The sequence below is a fragment of the Rhodococcus sp. UNC363MFTsu5.1 genome (assembly GCF_000686785.1).
Classification (GTDB): domain Bacteria; phylum Actinomycetota; class Actinomycetes; order Mycobacteriales; family Mycobacteriaceae; genus Rhodococcus_G; species Rhodococcus_G maanshanensis.
Genome location: NZ_JMLO01000005.1, coordinates 194155 through 210259 on the forward strand (window position 1 = coordinate 194155; position 16105 = coordinate 210259).

Annotated in this window: 15 protein-coding genes; 6 read left to right on the forward strand and 9 right to left on the reverse strand. The window is 69.6% G+C overall.

Features of this window, described 5'->3' with window-relative positions:
- Positions 1-93 precede the first annotated feature (93 nt).
- Complete coding sequence (locus tag BR31_RS0109240) at positions 94-1983, forward strand: ABC transporter ATP-binding protein (RefSeq protein WP_027500710.1); 1890 nt, start codon at positions 94-96, stop codon at positions 1981-1983.
- An 81-nt stretch (positions 1984-2064) separates the two neighbouring features.
- Here BR31_RS0109240 and BR31_RS0109245 read toward each other — a convergent pair whose 3' ends face one another.
- The gene (locus tag BR31_RS0109245; protein ID WP_197023580.1) at positions 2065-3717 is read right to left on the reverse strand and encodes a 2-isopropylmalate synthase; all 1653 of its coding nucleotides are present in this window, start codon (positions 3715-3717) and stop codon (positions 2065-2067) included.
- A 195-nt stretch (positions 3718-3912) separates the two neighbouring features.
- Here BR31_RS0109245 and BR31_RS0109250 point away from each other — a divergent pair, with 195 nt between their 5' ends.
- On the forward strand, positions 3913-4608 hold the full coding sequence (locus BR31_RS0109250; protein ID WP_027500712.1) for a FadR/GntR family transcriptional regulator: 696 nt from the start codon (positions 3913-3915) through the stop codon (positions 4606-4608).
- Positions 4609-4641: 33 nt separating this feature from the next.
- Here the strand turns inward: BR31_RS0109250 and BR31_RS0109255 are convergent, their stop codons facing one another.
- Entirely contained in the window at positions 4642-5727 is a 1086-nt protein-coding gene (locus tag BR31_RS0109255; RefSeq protein ID WP_027500713.1) for an L-cysteine desulfhydrase Cds1, read from the reverse strand.
- A gap of 8 nt (positions 5728-5735) precedes the next feature.
- Positions 5736-6074 carry a DUF4229 domain-containing protein gene (locus tag BR31_RS0109260; RefSeq protein ID WP_027500714.1) on the reverse strand — a complete coding sequence of 113 codons (339 nt, stop codon included), beginning with the start codon at positions 6072-6074 and terminating at the stop codon, positions 5736-5738.
- A 163-nt stretch (positions 6075-6237) separates the two neighbouring features.
- Here BR31_RS0109260 and BR31_RS0109265 point away from each other — a divergent pair, with 163 nt between their 5' ends.
- Positions 6238-6450, forward strand: coding sequence for a BldC family transcriptional regulator (locus BR31_RS0109265; protein WP_027500715.1), 213 nt, complete (start codon positions 6238-6240; stop codon positions 6448-6450).
- 19 nt (positions 6451-6469) lie between these two features.
- Here BR31_RS0109265 and ligD read toward each other — a convergent pair whose 3' ends face one another.
- Complete coding sequence (gene ligD / locus BR31_RS0109270; RefSeq protein WP_027500716.1) at positions 6470-7444, reverse strand: non-homologous end-joining DNA ligase; 975 nt, start codon at positions 7442-7444, stop codon at positions 6470-6472.
- Positions 7445-7587: 143 nt separating this feature from the next.
- Between ligD and BR31_RS0109275 the strand changes: the two genes are divergently transcribed.
- From BR31_RS0109275 to BR31_RS0109285, 3 genes are all read left to right on the forward strand, one after another.
- Positions 7588-8070: a Zn-ribbon domain-containing OB-fold protein gene (locus BR31_RS0109275; RefSeq protein ID WP_027500717.1), complete on the forward strand. Its 483-nt coding sequence runs from the start codon at positions 7588-7590 to the stop codon at positions 8068-8070.
- Entirely contained in the window at positions 8067-9272 is a 1206-nt protein-coding gene (locus tag BR31_RS0109280; RefSeq protein ID WP_027500718.1) for a lipid-transfer protein, read from the forward strand. The genes BR31_RS0109275 and BR31_RS0109280 overlap by 4 nt, the downstream gene beginning before the upstream one ends.
- Positions 9273-9409: 137 nt before the next feature.
- Complete coding sequence (locus BR31_RS0109285; RefSeq protein ID WP_027500719.1) at positions 9410-9613, forward strand: membrane protein; 204 nt, start codon at positions 9410-9412, stop codon at positions 9611-9613.
- A 16-nt stretch (positions 9614-9629) separates the two neighbouring features.
- On the opposite strand, the gene BR31_RS0109290 is transcribed toward BR31_RS0109285, so the two are convergent.
- The 5 genes from BR31_RS0109290 to BR31_RS0109310 form a co-directional block, all read right to left on the reverse strand.
- Positions 9630-11252 (reverse strand): NTF2-like N-terminal transpeptidase domain-containing protein, encoded by a 1623-nt coding sequence (locus BR31_RS0109290; protein WP_027500720.1) that lies wholly within the window; start codon positions 11250-11252, stop codon positions 9630-9632.
- Between the two features lie 176 nt (positions 11253-11428).
- Positions 11429-12484 (reverse strand): MinD/ParA family ATP-binding protein, encoded by a 1056-nt coding sequence (locus BR31_RS0109295; RefSeq protein ID WP_027500721.1) that lies wholly within the window; start codon positions 12482-12484, stop codon positions 11429-11431.
- 101 nt (positions 12485-12585) lie between these two features.
- A complete protein-coding gene (gene ccsB / locus BR31_RS0109300; RefSeq protein WP_027500722.1) occupies positions 12586-13569 on the reverse strand; it encodes a c-type cytochrome biogenesis protein CcsB in 984 nt (327 codons plus the stop codon).
- A gap of 16 nt (positions 13570-13585) precedes the next feature.
- On the reverse strand, positions 13586-15274 hold the full coding sequence (gene resB, locus BR31_RS0109305) for a cytochrome c biogenesis protein ResB (RefSeq protein WP_027500723.1): 1689 nt from the start codon (positions 15272-15274) through the stop codon (positions 13586-13588).
- Positions 15271-16104 (reverse strand): cytochrome c biogenesis CcdA family protein, encoded by an 834-nt coding sequence (locus BR31_RS0109310; protein ID WP_027500724.1) that lies wholly within the window; start codon positions 16102-16104, stop codon positions 15271-15273. The genes resB and BR31_RS0109310 overlap by 4 nt, the downstream gene beginning before the upstream one ends.
- Between the last annotated feature and the right edge of the window lies 1 nt (position 16105).

A 16105-nucleotide genomic window follows, 5' to 3' on the forward strand; every position in this document is an offset into this window, starting at 1 on the left:
GTTCTACGGTCGGTGCAGACGGGCGGGGAATCCGGGTATGTCGGACCCCTTCCGTAGCGTTGCACCGGTCACAACAACCCCGAGAGGTCCACCATGAGCATGGAATCCGTCGCGTGGAGCTCGATGTACCGCATGATGAACTCCCACGACGAGAAGCGGCCGTTCTCGATGGCGACGGTCCGTCGAATCCTCGGCTTCGCCAAGCCGCACCACCGCAAGCTCGCCCAGTTCCTGCTGATCAGCGTCGTCACGGCCGCGCTGGCCGTCGCCACCCCCGTGCTGGCCGGACGCGTGGTCGACGGCATCGTCAACGGCTCCGACACCAGCGTCGTGATCAAACTCGCGGTGCTGATCGCGCTGATCGCGATCGTCGAGGCCGGCCTCGCGCTCTACAACCGCTTCCTGTCCGCGAGCATCGGCGAGGGCCTGATCCTCGACCTGCGGACCGCGGTCTTCGACCACGTGCAGAAGATGCCGATCGCGTTCTTCACCCGCACCAGGACCGGGGCGCTGGTCAGCCGTCTCAACAACGACGTCATCGGCGCCCAGCGGGCGTTCAGCGACACCCTCTCCGGGGTCGTCGCGAACCTGGTCACCCTCACCCTGACCCTGGTCGTGATGCTCAGCATCTCCTGGCAGATCACCCTGCTCTCGCTGCTGCTGCTTCCCGTGTTCGTATTGCCTGCCCGCCGGATCGGATCGCGGATGGCGCACCTGCAGCGGGAGGCCGCGAACCACAACGCGACCATGAGCACACAGATGACGGAGCGGTTCTCCGCACCCGGCGCGACGCTGGTCAAGCTGTTCGGCCGCCCCGCGGAGGAATCCGCTGAGTTCGCGACCCGCGCAGGCCGGGTGCGCGACATCGGGGTTCGCACCGCGATGGTGCAGTCCGCCTTCGTCACCGCGCTGACCCTCGTGTCCGCGCTTGCCCTCGCACTGGTTTACGGACTCGGCGGTTTCTACGCACTCAAGGGTCAGCTCGACGCGGGTTCCGTTGTGGCCCTTGCCTTGCTGCTGACCCGGCTGTACGCCCCGCTGACCGCGCTCGCGAGCGCGCGTGTCGAGGTGATGAGCGCGCTGGTCAGCTTCGAGCGGGTCTTCGAAGTGCTCGACCTCGAGCCGCTGATCGCCGAGAAGCCGAACCCGCTGCCGGTGCCCGACGGACCGGTGTCGGTGGAGTTCGACAAGGTGCGCTTCGCCTACCCGTCCGCGGACAAGGTGTCGCTGGCCTCGCTCGAGGAGGTCGCGCAGCTCGACAACCGCGGCGGTGTCGAGGTCCTGCACGAGGTGTCGTTCCGCGTGGAGCCCGGCCAGATGGTCGCGCTGGTCGGCTCGTCCGGCGCGGGCAAGTCCACCATCGCGCAACTCGTGCCCCGTCTCTACGACGCCGACTCCGGCGCCGTCCGGTTGTCCGGCGTGGACGTGCGTGAGCTGTCCGCCGCCTCGATCCGCGGCGCGGTCGGGATGGTCACCCAGGACGGTCACCTGTTCCACGAGTCGATCCGGGCGAATCTGCTCCTGGCCCGGCCCGAGGCGACCGAGGAGCAGCTGTGGGAGGTGCTCGGCCGGGCCCGCCTGACCGAGCTGATCGAGGCCCTGCCCGACGGGCTGGACACCGTCGTCGGCGAGCGGGGATACCGCCTCTCGGGCGGCGAGCGTCAGCGACTGACCATCGCCCGTCTGCTGCTCGCACACCCGCGGGTGGTGATCCTCGACGAGGCCACCGCGCACCTGGACTCCACCTCGGAGGCCGCGGTGCAGGCGGCACTCGGCGAGGCACTGGCAGGCCGGACCTCGGTGGTGATCGCGCACCGACTGTCCACGATCCGGGCGGCGGACCTGATCCTGGTCATCGAGAACGGCCGGGTCGTCGAGCGCGGCACGCACAACGAGCTGCTCGCCGTCGGCGGACGGTACGAGGAGCTGTACCGCACCCAGTTCGCGGACACCGACGCGGAGGCGAAGGTCGCCGCGAGCTGAGAGGTCGGGCGGGCCGCGATCGACGATCGCGGCCCGCCCGAATCCGGCGTTCGGGTCGTGCCGGCTCCTGCCGGACCGGAACTAGGCGGTCCCGGCGACCGTGGCCAGCACCGATTCCAGCGCCGACGCGGTGACCGAGGAATCGAGTCCAACGCCCCACCGCGTGCCCCCGTCGATTCGGCACTGCGCGAAGGTGATCGCCCGGCCGTCGCTGCCCTCGCCAACCGACTGCGCCGCCAGGCTCAGCACCTCCACCTCCCGCCCGTGCTCGGACAGGATCCGGGTCAGCGCCTCGACGGGTCCGCTCGCGGTCGCGGCGCCCTCGACGGGCGCGCCGCCCACCGTGGCCTCGACCCGCAGCCGATCGCCGTCCTCCCGGTGCTCGACCGTCCACCGAGCGAGCTCGCCGTGATTGCCGTACTCGGCGAACAGCAGGTCCCACAGCTGTTGCGCGGTCACCTCGACCCCGCTGTCGTCTGCGGTGCACTGGACCCGCCGCGCGAAGTCGATCTGCAGGCCCCTCGGCAGGTCGATCCCGTAGCCGCTCTGCAGCAGGTACGCGATGCCGCCCTTGCCGGACTGGCTGTTCACCCGGATCACGGCCTCGTAGTCGCGGCCGACGTCACGGGGGTCGATCGGCAGGTAGGGCACGTCCCACGGCGCATGGTCCGGATCCGTCCCCGCCGCGGCGCGGTGCCGGGCGAGGCCCTTCTTGATCGCGTCCTGGTGCGTGCCCGAGAACGCGGTGTACACCAGGTCCCCGCCGTAGGGATGACGCTCGTGCACGTTGATCCTGTTGCAGTACTCCACCGTTCGCCGCACCGCGTCGAGGTCGGAGAAGTCGATCATCGGGTCGACGCCCTGCGCGTGCAGGTTCAGTGCCAGCGTCACCAGGTCCACATTCCCGGTCCGCTCACCGTTGCCGAACAGGCAGCCCTCCACCCGCTGCGCGCCCGCCAGCACCGCCAGCTCCGCGGCGGCGACGCCGGTGCCCCTGTCGTTGTGCGGGTGCACCGAGAGGATCACCGAGTCGCGGCGGTCGAGGTGCCGGTGCATGTACTCGATCTGGTCTGCGTAGACGTTCGGTGTCGCGATCTCCACCGTCGCGGGCAGGTTGTGGATCACCGGCCGGTCCCGGCAGGCGTCCCACAGTTCGGTGAGGCTGTTGCACACCTCGAGGACGAAGTCCGGCTCGGTCAGGTTGAACACCTCGGGCGAGAACTCGTAGCGCACCCCCGCCGCGGCGTCGCCACACCGGGCCACGTCCTGCGCCGCATCGAAGATCAAGCGGTGCAGCTCGTCTCGATCGCGTCCGAGCACGACCGACCGCCAGGTCGGTGCGGTCGCGGTGTACATGTGCAACACCACGTTCGGCAGCCCGCGCACCGACTCGAAGGTCCGCTCGATGAGGTCGGTGCGGGCGGCGGTGAACACCACGACGGTGATGTCGTCGGGCACCAGTCCGAGCGTCGCCAGGTCGCGGACGAAATCGAAGTCGGTCTGGCTGGCGGAGGGGTAGCCGACCTCGATCTCCTTGTAGCCCATGGCGATCAGTTGCTCGAAGAAGCGACGCTTGCGGGCCGGGTCCATCGGCTCGGCCAGCGCCTGGTTGCCGTCGCGCAGGTCGACGGGCACCCAGAGGGGCGCGACGGTGGTCCGGTTCGACGGCCAGCTGCGCTCGGTCAGCGGCACCTGCACCCGGTCGGTGTACGGCCGGTAGCGATGCGAGGGCATCGGGGACGGGGCTTGGGGGTTCCAGTTCACGTGGGGCTCCTGTGCGGATCGGGATCGATCGACCGGCACGGCTGAACCCCGCGGCGGGGAGCCGGTCCGGTCAGACCCCGCCGCGGCGTCCGAGGAGCAGTCCGCGAATGGCCACGTCGGCTAAGCTAGACGAAACCAACTTGTCTGACAACCTGAGGAGTTTGCGTGGTCGCGGCGCCCCGTCGAAATCTGCTCGCCGACCAGACCGCGGACCTGCTGCTGGCGCGACTGGGCGCAGGCGAATGGGCGGTCGGCGCCAAGCTGCCGGGCGAGACCACCCTCGCCGCCGAACTCGGCGTCGGCCGATCCACCGTCCGCGAGGCGCTCCGGATGCTCGCCGGGCAGGGACTGCTGCGATCACGGCAGGGCGCGGGCGTGTTCGTCGAGCGCACCGAACCGCTGCCCGCCGACGGCTGGGACGGCGTGCTCCGCGCCGAGGCCATCGCCGCGGTCGTCGAGGTGCGCAACGCGATCGAGGTGGAGGCCGCCCGGTTGGCCGCGCAGCGCGCCACCGCACGGGATGTGACGGCGATGCGGCGCGCGCTCGATCGGCGGGCGGCCGCCGCGACCTCGGACCATCGCGCCTTCGTCGGGGCCGACATCGCAGTACACCGCGCGGTGGTCGCGGCCGCACACAACCGGGTTCTGAGCGAGCTGTTCGAGACCTTCGTGCCACGGCTGACCGAGGCCCTCGTCGAGATGATCGAGCTGCTTGGCCTGCGCGAGACGGACAAGGAACCGGATTCCGACGAGCACCTCGCACTGGTGGAGGCGATCGCGGCGGGCGACGAGGAGGCCGCGGTCCGGGTCAGCCGCGCACACCTGGGCGCGATGCTCGCGGCGGTCAGGACGCCCGGCTGACCGCGGCGATCGGCGGCACCGGGCGAGGGTAGGTCAGGCCGACCAGCCTCCGGTCGCCGCGAAGGACTCCAACACCGCGGTCGGCGCGGCCAGGTCGATGCCCTCGCCACGCACCCACTCGTCGTTGAAATACGTTCCCGCGTACCGTTCCCCGCCGTCACAGAGCAGGGTCACCACGCTGCCCGTCCTGCCGGCAGCGAGCATCTCCGCGATCACGCCGAAGGCGCCCCACACGTTGGTCCCCGTCGACCCGCCGACCCGTCGGCCGAGGACCTCACTGACGTGCCTGGCTGCGGCGATCGACCCCGCGTCCGGCACCGCCACCATCCGGTCCACGACCTGCCCGACGAAGGAGGGCTCGACCCGCGGCCGGCCGATGCCCTCGATCCGCGACGGCATCCCGGTCTCGTACGCGGCGGATCCGGCCTCGTAGCCGCCGATGAACGCGGAGTTCTCGGGGTCGACCACCAGCAGCCGGGTGGCGTGTCTGCGGTATCGGATGTATCGCCCGATGGTCGCGCTGGTGCCGCCGGTGCCCGCACCGACAACAACCCAGTCCGGAATCGGATGCTGCTCGAGCGTCATCTGCTGGAAGATCGACTCGGCGATGTTGTTGTTCCCGCGCCAGTCGGTGGCCCGCTCCGCGTGGGTGAACTGGTCCATGTAGTGACCGTTGCACTGGGACGCCAGCCTGCTCGCCTCCGCGTAGATCTCCGAAGGACGATCGATGAAGTGGCAGCTGCCGCCCTGCGCCTCGATGAGCGCGATCTTCGCGGGGCTGGTGCTCCGCGGCATCACGGCGACGAAGTCCAGGCCGAGCAACTTCGCGAAGTAGGCCTCGCTGACCGCGGTCGACCCCGACGACGCCTCGATCACCGTGGTGCCCTCGGTCACCCAGCCGTTGCAGATGGCGTACAGGAACAGCGAGCGCGCGAGCCGATGCTTGAGGCTTCCTGTGATGTGGGTGGACTCATCCTTGAGATAGAGCTGGATGTTCCACTCGACCGGCAGCGGATAGCGCAGCAGGTGGGTGTCCGCGCTCCGCTGGGAATCGGCGTCGATCAGCCGAACCGCGTTGTCCACCCAGTCCCTCGGCGCGCTGTGGTCGACGACCCCCATCGCGGCGGTCACTTGCGGCCGTCGGCGTCACCGGATCCGTCGCCGCGCAGCTTGGCCCGCAGATCGTCACGGTCCGCCCTGCGCTGGGCGTCCACCGCGGAGATCTCCTCGTTGACCCGGGTACGCAGCTTGCCGAACATCACCAGCGAGAGGGGCAGCGCGATGATCACCGCGAAGATCAGCGCCACCAGCAGCGGCACGTCCACGTTCACCAACTGACTGACGCCGATGATGATCGCCGCGATCAGGACGACGAGGCCCAGCCGGGCCACGGTGTACAGACCGAGATCCCGCGCCAGCGAGCGTTTGGCGTTCGACGGGGCGGGGTTCTGCGAGGAATCAGTCACCCTCCCAGGTTACCGACCCGCCGATCACGGGACTCGGGTGCCGGACTTATCCGATTTGCGAATTACCTCCGCTTTACCAAATCGGGATCGTTCGAGTACCCAGGGCACCGGGTGCCAGGATGTCCGCACCGTTCGTACCGCACAAGCGCATGGAGGATCCTCGATGAGCGCCCCGTCGTTCCGCGCCACCCAGGAATCGCTGCTGACCCCCGGTCAGGTTGCCGCCCTGTTCCACGTCGACCCGAAGACGGTCACCCGATGGGCTCACGCCGGACGCCTCGGCTCCCTGCGCACCCCCGGCGGTCACCGCCGTTTCCGTGAGTCCGAGGTGATGGAGCTGCTCCAGTCGCTGACCACGGAGGCCACCACCCGCTGACCGAGCCCGGTCCGCCGCCTCACGCCCGCTCGGGTTCCGGCGGCACGGCGGCACCGTCGCGCGCATCGCGCTCGGCCCACTCCAGCAGGGGCGAGATGTCGAAGATCGCGTCGTCGATCCCCTTGTGCAAGTCGCCGAGCTCCGCGAATCGAGCTGGCATCGTGCCGATCGTGAAATCCTCTGGCCGCGCACCCTCGATCTCGTCCCAGCGCAGCGGCGCCGACACCCGCGCGTCCGGGACCCCGCGCACCGAGTAGGCCGCGGCCATCGTGTGGTCGCGGGCGTTCTGGTTGTAGTCGACGAACAGCGCCGCCGGGTCCCGATCCTTGCGCCACCACGTCGTGGTCACCTCATCCGGCGCGCGCCGCTCGACCTCCCGCGCGAACGCAAGCGCCGCCAACCGGACGTCGCCGAATCCGTGATCCGGCGCGATCCGGACGTAGACGTGCAGGCCGCGCCCGCCCGATGTCTTCGGCCAGCCGGTCGCGCCGATCTCGTCGAGCACCTCGTGCACGACGGCCGCGACGCGGCGCACCCGGCCGAAGTCGCACTCCGGCATCGGATCCAGGTCGATCCGCCACTCGTCCGGACTCTCCGTGTCGCCGCGACGACTGTTCCATGGATGGAACTCGACGGTGCTCATCTGCACCGCCCAGGCGACGGCGGCCAGTTCGGTCACACACAGCTCGTCGGCATACCTGTCGTAGCGCGGGAAGCGCAGGCGGACCGTCTCCAGCCAGGGCGGCGCACCGCGCGGGATCCGCTTCTGGTGCACCTTCTCCCCAGCCAGCCCCTCGGGGAACCGGTGCAGCATGCACGGCCGCTCGTAGAGGGCGCGCACGATGCCATCTCCCACGGACAGGTAGTACTCGACGAGGTCGAGCTTTGTCGCCCCGGTTGCGGGAAAATAGACGCGATCCGGGTTCGAGACGCGCACCATCCGGCCGTCGACCTCGATCTCGACGGCCGGACTCCCGCCCTTTCCGGCAGCCATGGTTCACAACGTATCCGGATCGGACGCCCGCTGGGCGGGATCTCGCCCTCGACATCGCCGATCCCGTGCGATACTGCAACACGTTCTACTTCGGGACACCGGTCCCGACCGTCCGATCAGGCTCGACAGCAGATGAGGTTTGCATGAGCGACACCGCCACACAGGCCGCCGGCGACAGCGTCACACCAGCGGTAGCGGGCTGGTTCACCACCGGCCCGGCACCGGCCCTGATCGGCACCTCGTGCCAGTCGTGCGGCACGATCTCGTTCCCGCGGGAGACCACCTTCTGCAAGAACCCGGCCTGCTCGGGCGAGGAGTTCGAGGACGTCGAGCTCTCCCGCCACGGCAAGGTGTGGTCGTACACCGACGCCCAGTACCAGCCGCCTGCCCCGTACATCCCGGTCACCGACCCGTACGTGCCGTTCGCACTGGCCGCGGTCGAGCTGCCCGAGGGCCTCGTCGTGCTCGGACAGGTGGCCGACGGCTTCGGCGTCGACGACCTGAAGGTCGGCGACGACGTCGAGTTGGTCGTCGAGCCGCTCTACACCGACGAGACCGGCGTGCGCACCATCTGGCGCTGGAAGCCGACCACCACCGACACGAACGCGAACGGAGCACAGGCATGAGCGGCGCAGGATCCAACAACGACGTCGCCATCCTCGGCGTGGGGATGCACCCCTGGGGCAAGTGGGGCCAGTCGTTCGTGAAGTACGGCGTCGCGGCGGCCAGGGCGGCCCTCGCCGACTCCGGTGTGAACTGGCAGGACGTCGACTTCATCGTCGGCGGCGAGACCGTCCGCAACGGCTACGGCGGCTACGTCGCTGGCGCGACCTTCGCCCAGGCCCTCGGCTGGAACGGCGCCCGCGTCGCCACCTCGTACGCCGCGTGCGCGACCGGCGCCCAGGCGCTCGACACCGCTCGGGCCCGCATCCTGGCCGGCCTGTCCGACGTCGCCCTCGTGGTCGGCGCCGACACCACGCCGAAGGGCTTCCTGGCACCGGTCGCGGGCGAGCGCTGGGACGACCCGGACTGGCTGCGGTTCCGCCTGATGGGCATGACCAACCCGGCGTACTTCGCGCTCAACGCGCGCCGCCGCATCGACCTCTACGGCGCGACCGCAGAGGACTTCGCCGCGGTCAAGGTCAAGAACGCCAAGCACGGCCTGAACAACCCGTACGCCCGCTACCGCAAGGAGGTCACGGCTGCCGACGTGCTGGCCTCCCCCGTGGTGTCCAACCCGCTGCACCTGCTGGACATCTGCGCGACCTCCGACGGCGGCGCGGCGATCATCCTCACCTCGATGGAGTACGCCCGCAAGATGGGCATCGCGGAACCGGTTCGGATCAAGGCGATCTCGACCGTGACGCCGACGTTCCCGCAGACCATCATGGACATGCCGAACTTCTCCACCGACTCGGCCTCGGCTGTGCCCGCTCCCGAGCGGACCTTCAAGGAGTCGATCGGCTACGCGGCGTACGAGGAGGCAGGCATCTCGCCGGAGGACGTCGACGTCGCCGAGGTCTACGACCTGGCCACCTCGGTCGAGCTGGACTGGATCGAGGACCTCGCGCTGTGCAAGCGCGGCGAGGCCGAGCACCTGCTGCGTGCAGGCGAGACCACCATCGGCGGCCGGATCCCGGTCAACCCGTCCGGCGGCCTTGCCTGCTTCGGCGAGGCCGTGCCCGCCCAGGCGCTGGCGCAGGTCTGCGAGCTCACCTGGCAGCTCCGCGGACAGGCCGAGGGCCGTCAGGTCGAGGGCGCCCGCATCGGCATCACGGCGAACCAGGGCCTGTTCGGCCACGGCTCCTCGGTGATCGTCTCGGCCTGACCTCACACGCCTGTCACGAACGGGCGGTTATCGGGGCATCGGCCGAAAGGGCCTGCCCGATAACCGCCCGTTCGTGCGTCCAGACTATGGTGCCGCCGCGCCGTCACGCGGCTACGCTCGAATCAAGGAGGTGCGTCGTGATCTATCTGGTGACGCTGATAGCGCTGGTGATACTGGCGGTGCTGTTGTGGAAGGCCTTCGGTCCCGACACCTCCGCGCCGCCCGCGGGACGCGTTCTCGGTCCGGACGACGATCCGGAGTTCATGTGGCGGATGAACCATCGGACCCGCCCCACCACGGGCGAGAATCCCGAGAGCGGCCCGGTCGACCCCAAGGAGTGAGCGGGGGCGCAACGGATCAGGGAGTCGGCGGCTTCGCCATCTCCTTGAACAGCTTGCTGGTCATCTTCACGGCCTGATCCGAGCCGTCCGCGTCCTTGACGAAGACCGCGAACGCGAGATCGCCCTTCGACCCGTAGAACCACCGGTCGTCCTCGAACGAGCCGGTCATCCCGATGAGGTCGCCCTGGTCGGCCAGCATCGAGGCGGGCCCGCGGTGCACGTTCTCCCACATCATCGTGCGCAGCCGGTCGTTCACCTCCCGTGGCATCGGAGTGGGCGACTCGTCCGTGGTGGCCGGCTGACCCGCGGCGATCACCGGCACCGCGGTCGATCCGCGGGCCACCGACGCCGCGACCAGGGTCATCCCGAGGGGACTGACCTTCACCTGCTTCTCCGATTCGGGCCCCGACGCCGTCCTCACGAGGTTGGCGCCCTTGCCGTCGAGGTCGTCGGTCCGCTGTTCGAGGCCGGGCATCTCGTAGTCCATGCCGAGCCCGAGCTGTCGGCCTGCCTGCTGGAGGTCGATGTTCTGCGCGGTGGCCGCGGCCCCGACCAGGTCGAACGCCGACCCCGCCGGGAACTGCCCGGTGAACGCCACCGGCCCCATCTCTGCGGCCTGGTTGTTCTGGGTGACGGCCAGCAGCGCGCCGGTCGAGGGCTGCATCATCACGATCACCGCGGGCGTGCCGACGCTGACCACCGCCTCCTCCGCGGCGAGCTGCACCCGCGGGTCGAGGGTGGACCGGATGTCGGGCCCGGGCGGCCCCTGGAAACCGGTCTGCCGGACCGGCGTTCCGTCGGGGTCGACCGCGTTCACCGCCCAGCCCGCGGTCGCGTCGCGGTTGAGCTGCCAGACCTTCCGCATCGCGTCGACCATCGGCCCGGAGATCCTGCGGTCGTTGCTGATCAGCTTGAGTTGCTGAACGATAACGACGCCGGGGACGGCCCGCAGGTCGTCCTCGAGCACCGCGAAGTCGTCGTCGCGCAGGCTCACCGCGGTCACCCGCTGGCCCGGTGTCGCGGCCAGCTCCTGCATCAACGTCGGCCCGGTGATGAGCGGGGCGACCGGCTCGATGACCTTCGCCAGCCGGTTCGTGCTGAACACCGGGTCCGGCATGGCGGCGGGGTCGAGGGTGACCGTGTTGATCCGCTGCTCGGTCATCATCAGGTTCCCGGCGATGTCGAACACCCGCGGGGGCGCGGCGTCCGTGCGGTCGTACCGGAGGGTCCTGCCGTTGCCAAGCCCAGGCGCGAGGGTCTGCGGCTGCCACGACACCCGCCAGCCGACGCTGAGCTTCCTGACGCGGCCATTGATGTTGTACTGCCAGTTCTTTCCGTCGCCGAAGGTCCAGTCCGCGGTCGCGTTGAAGATCCCGGCGTCGTCACCGAGCGGGATGAACTGGTTGACGTCGAACGTGGCCTTCTCGGCATGCAGGCCGTCGAAGGCCTGGGTGATGGCCGCCTCGGCCGCGGCCGGGTACGAAGTCAGCTCGGCGGCCGCGCCTGCGTCGCCCTCGGTGAGGGCTGCGGTGAAGCGCTTCACCACCGATTCGGGGTCGGTCTTCGGCTCATCGAAAAACCCGCTGACCACCCCGACCGCGAGGGAGAGTGCCGTGGCCAGCGCAATACCATTCCACATCCGAAGCCTGTGCCGGACCGCGCGCATGTTCCGATCATCCGCCCGCAGACCGTTATCGCAGCGAACACGGGGTCACAAGTCCGCCACAGTTGGGTGACGGAGCGCGAACGCTGAGCCTGACGTTGAGGGTCGGATCACGCGCCGCTCACGGTCCGATCAAGATCAAATCGCTTGTGTCAGAGCCGATCCTGCATCGCGAAACTCGACATCGGGAAGTCCGAGGCGACCGCGGCGGCCAGTTCGAGCAGGGCGTTCCTGGTCTGTGGGCGGAGCCGGTCGAGGTCGATCTCGGCGCCCTCCTCCAGGTGCGGGTCGAACGGGATCAGGCGCACGGCCCGGCAGCGCTGCTCGAAGTGCTCGACGACCTTCGCGAGGTCCACCTTGCCCGAGCGCGGCCGCACGGCGTTGACCACCGCCACCGACTTGCTCACCAGATCCGCGTAACCGTGCGCGTCGAGCCAGTCCAGCGTCGCCGATGCGCTGCGGGCGCCGTCGACGGAGCCCGAGCTCACCACGACAAGCGAGTCGGCCTCCTCGAGGATGGACTGCATCGCCGAGTGCATGAGCCCGGTGCCGCAGTCGGTCAGCACGATCGAGTAGAACTTCTCGAGCATGTCGATGGTGGTCGAGTAGTCCTCGGCGCTGAAGGCCTCGGAGACGGCCGGGTCACTGTCCGAGGCGAGCACCTCGAGCCGATGGCCGCTCTGCGAGGTGTACCCACGGACGTCGCTGTACTTCTCGATGCTGTCGGCGTCGCGCAGCAGGTTGCGCACGGTCGCGGGCGTCTCGAGCGGGATCTTCTGGCTCAGGGTGCCGCGGTCCGGGTTCGCGTCGACCGCGATGACCCGGTCGCCGCGCAGCGAGGAGAAGGTGGAGCCGAGCGTCGCGGTCGTCGTTGTCTTGCCGACTCCGCCCTTGAGGCTGAGCAGCGCGATCTTGTAGCAGCCCTGAAGCGGCTGGTTGACCTGCTTGGTCAGCTCGAGGCGGCGCTGCTCCTTTGCGCTGTTCCCGACGTTGATGTACCGGCCCGACAGCTGGTACAGCGCCTTGCGCCACCCCGTTGTCGGAGCGGGCTTGACCTGCTTGAGCAGCAGCGACGTAGACAGGTCACGGGCCGAGACGACATGGTGCCGCTCGGGCGACGGCTGGGCAGCGGCCGGCCCTGCCTGCGCGAGCGGCTGCTGCGCCTCCGGAGTCACGGACTCCCACGAACCGACGTTGTTCTCCGCCACGGCGGCACTCCCCCTGTTGCTGACTTCCCCCCGAACTCGTCCAATCGCCGAGTCCGCGCTGGGACATTAGCAGGCCGCGCGGTCTGGTTCCTATCGGAGAATCAGTTCAGACCGGCGTAGGAGTGCAGGCCGGAGACCACCATGTTGATGATGAACAGGTTGAACAGCATCGCGACGAATCCGGCGATGTTGATCCACGCGGCCCTGGTGTCGCGCCAGCCGGAGGTCGCCCGCGCGTGCAGGTAGGCGGCGTAGATCACCCAGGCGATGAAGGACACCGTCTCCTTGGGGTCCCAGCCCCAGAATCGGCCCCAGGCCGCTTCCGCCCAGATGGCACCGAGGATCACGCCCGCGCCGAACAGCGGGAAGGCGATGATCGTGGTCTTGTAGGCCAGGCGATCGAGGGTCTGCGCGTCGGGCAGTCGCTCGGCGACCTTGCCCCAGAAGCCGCCGCTCTCCTCGCCCTTCGGCTGCCGCATCCGGAGCAGGAACATCAGGCTCGCGACGCCGGAGACCAGGAAGATGCCGCTGCCGGTGGCCACGATGGTGACGTGGATCGGCAGCCAGAACGACCGCAGGGCGGGCACAACCGGGGCCGCGTCGGCGTAGAGCACCGTTGCCGCGAGGAACATCAGCGGGACCACCACGACGAGCACGAACACCCAGAGCGAGCGGTATGCCTGCTTGCGCAGCAGCACCAACCCGATGAGCATCGCGGCCGCGGTCGCCATCGTGACGAACTCGTACATGTTGCCGAGCGGGAACCGGTCGGTGGCGAAGCCGCGGAGCACGATCGAGCCGATGTGCAGCGCGACGCCGACGACCAGCAGCGCGAGCGCCATGTTGCCGAGCCGTTCGGACCAGGGCTTACGCGGCGCCTCGACCACCTTGCCCGGCACGGACGGCGCCGCGGGCGCGGCGACGCCACCGGCGGCCACCAGCTCGCGAGCCTCGCGCGCCTGGACCTCGTTCGCCCGCGCGGTCGCGTACTGGGCGATCAGCAGCACGAAGGCAAGGACGTAGATCGCGAACGCAGACTCGAACGCCCAGTCGCTGTACTGGGCAATGGTCTCGTTGATCGGCATGGTTCTCTCCTGCGCCTCAGGCGCGGTTCTCCGAGGTGGTCTTCGAGGTCTCGAGGTCCGCGAGCAGACGGCTGCTCAGCCGGTCGAACTCGTCGCCCCAACCGGCCTGGTCGGTGCGGGCGAGCCCACCCAGCTCTACTACGGTACGTCGTCGATGCGGATCCAATGTATCCGACACCGTGTCGGCATCTGAATCGGCCGGGTACACCCGCACCCAGATCCGGCGCCGCTTGATCAGCAGCGACACCAGCAGGCCCGCCATCATCGAGATCGCGAACACCAGCACCCACTGCTGCGCGGGGTCGTGCGAGACCTGGAGGTTGACGAATTCCTTGGCCCCGTCGAACTGCACCTTGGTGCCGTCCGCCAGGGTCGCGCTCTCGCCCGGCCGCAGGTTGACCCGGTCCTGCTTGGCCATCCGGCCCTGGTTGACGAGCTCCTTGCTGAGCGAGAACAGCGACTGGGGGTTGCCGGTGTCGAGCCCGGTGTCGCCCTTGTAGATGTCGATCGCGACGGCCGGATCGGTCATCGCCGGGTAGCTCGACGCCAGCAGGTTGCCGTGGAACAGCGCGGTCGGCGCGAACAGGCCCTCGATGCCGATCTGGTTCTTGCGGCGCTCCGCGGGATCGGGGTACATCCCGCCGGGCGGGTCGAACCGCATCGCCCCGCTGGAGAGGAAGGTGGTCGCGTCGTCGGGGCGCCACTGCAGCGTCTCGGTTCGCGTCTCCCCGTTCGGGAAGGTCACGGTGAACGTCGGCGCGTAGCCGTGGCCCTGCAGGTACACCCGGTCGCCCGCGACCCGCAGCGGATGGTTGACCTGTAGCCGGTCCTCGCGCCAGGTGTTGTTCGCCAGGTCCTCGCCCGCCTGGTACTCGATGTTGGAGGTGAACATCTCGGCCTGGCCGTTGTCCAGGTAGTCGGCCTTGAAGTCCTTCACCTTCACGCACAGCGGAGTCATCCCGGTGCCGTCCTGGGTGTTGCCTGCCCGGAACGAGTCGAACACCGCGGGTGAGGTGGTGCAGAAGCCGGGGCCGCTGTCGGCAATCACCACGACGTTGCCCTCGTAGCCGACCAGCTTCCCGATGGCGATCGCGGCCAGCAGTCCGACAAGCGACAGATGGAAGAGCAGGTTGCCCGCCTCGCGCAGGTAGCCCTTCTCCGCCGACACCGTGACCTCGCCCGGCCTGCCCGCGCGCAGCTCGTCGCCGGTGCGGGTGACCGTGCGCCAACCGCGCAGCTGCCCGCGGACCAGGGCAGCGACGGCCTCGGGCTCGTCGGCGACGGTGACCTCGGTGTGGTGCGGCAGCCGGGCCAGGTTGCGCGGCGCCGCGACCGGCTTGGTGCGCAGGGCCTTGTAGTGCTCCCAGCAACGGGGCGTGATGCAGCCGACCAGCGACACGAACAGCAGCACGTAGACGGCGGTGAACCAGAAGCTGCCGAAGACGTCGAACAGTTCCAGCTTGTCCATCAGCGGACCGAGGGTCGGCCGGTTCGCGATGTACTCGTCGACCTTGCCCGCGTTCAGGCTGCGCTGTGGCAGCAGCGCGCCGGGGATGGCCGCGAACGCCAGCAGGAACAGCAGCACCAGCGCGGTCCGCATGGAGGTGAGGCCGCGCCAGGTGTTGCGCACCAACGCGACGCCCCGCCCGGCGAGGGATTGCCGCTGCGGCGGCGTCGGGGCCTGCCTGTCTTCTGTCACCGTCATATCGGCAACGTCACCTCCGAGATGAACGCGTCACGAACCCAACCAACGAAGACGTCCCATGCGCCGGTGACCAGGGCGACGCCCACCGCCACCAGCATCAGGCCGCCGAAGATCTGGATGGCGCGCGCATTGCGGCGCAGCCAGCCCACCCCGCGCAGCGCGCTCACCGAGCCGAACGCCAGGATCACGAACGGCATCCCGAGGCCGATGCAGTACGCCACGATCAGTGCGACGCCCCTGGCGGCGGTCGCGCCCTCGGTGCCTGCGGCAACGGACAGCACCCCGGCCAGGGTCGGGCCGAGGCACGGCGTCCACCCGAGCCCGAACACCGCGCCGAGCAGCGGCGCGCCGATCAGGCCGGACACCCGCCGCGGCTCGAAGCGCACGTCCCGCTGCAGCGCGGGCACCAGGCCGATGAACACCAGGCCCATCGCGATGGTGATCACCCCTCCGACCCGCTGCAGCACCTCCCGGTTGACGGTGAGGGCGGAGATCAGGCCGAACACCGATGCGGTCGCCAGCACGAAGACCACCGTGAACCCGAGCACGAACAGCCCGGCCGCACCCGCGACGCGCATGCGCGCGGCGGACCTGGTGTCGGTCTCGGTCTTGAGGGCGCCCGCCTCGGCCGCGGTCACCGCGGGTGCGTCCGCGCCCACGATCCCGGCGAGATAGGACAGGTAGCCCGGCACCAGCGGCACCACGCACGGCGAGGCGAAGGACACCAGTCCCGCGAGCACGCAGGCGCCGAGCGCCAGCAGCAGCGGCCCGGAGGCCGCGGTGTTGCCGAAGGTCTCACCGATCCCGGCGGCCAGGACGGCGTCGTTCATG

What these genes read in the sequence shown, in the direction of transcription:
- ccsB (WP_027500722.1), bottom strand. Translation starts at nt 13,569, where the DNA reads ATGCCGATCAACGAGACCATTGCCCAGTACAGCGACTGGGCGTTCGAG.
- BR31_RS0109245 (WP_197023580.1), bottom strand. Translation starts at nt 3,717, where the DNA reads ATGCCCTCGCATCGCTACCGGCCGTACACCGACCGGGTGCAGGTGCCG.
- BR31_RS0109265 (WP_027500715.1), top strand. Translation starts at nt 6,238, where the DNA reads ATGAGCGCCCCGTCGTTCCGCGCCACCCAGGAATCGCTGCTGACCCCC.
- resB (WP_027500723.1), bottom strand. Translation starts at nt 15,274, where the DNA reads ATGACGGTGACAGAAGACAGGCAGGCCCCGACGCCGCCGCAGCGGCAA.
- BR31_RS0109275 (WP_027500717.1), top strand. Translation starts at nt 7,588, where the DNA reads ATGAGCGACACCGCCACACAGGCCGCCGGCGACAGCGTCACACCAGCG.
- ligD (WP_027500716.1), bottom strand. Translation starts at nt 7,444, where the DNA reads ATGGCTGCCGGAAAGGGCGGGAGTCCGGCCGTCGAGATCGAGGTCGAC.
- BR31_RS0109255 (WP_027500713.1), bottom strand. Translation starts at nt 5,727, where the DNA reads ATGGGGGTCGTCGACCACAGCGCGCCGAGGGACTGGGTGGACAACGCG.
- BR31_RS0109280 (WP_027500718.1), top strand. Translation starts at nt 8,067, where the DNA reads ATGAGCGGCGCAGGATCCAACAACGACGTCGCCATCCTCGGCGTGGGG.
- BR31_RS0109290 (WP_027500720.1), bottom strand. Translation starts at nt 11,252, where the DNA reads ATGTGGAATGGTATTGCGCTGGCCACGGCACTCTCCCTCGCGGTCGGG.
- BR31_RS0109310 (WP_027500724.1), bottom strand. Translation starts at nt 16,104, where the DNA reads ATGAACGACGCCGTCCTGGCCGCCGGGATCGGTGAGACCTTCGGCAAC.
- BR31_RS0109240 (WP_027500710.1), top strand. Translation starts at nt 94, where the DNA reads ATGAGCATGGAATCCGTCGCGTGGAGCTCGATGTACCGCATGATGAAC.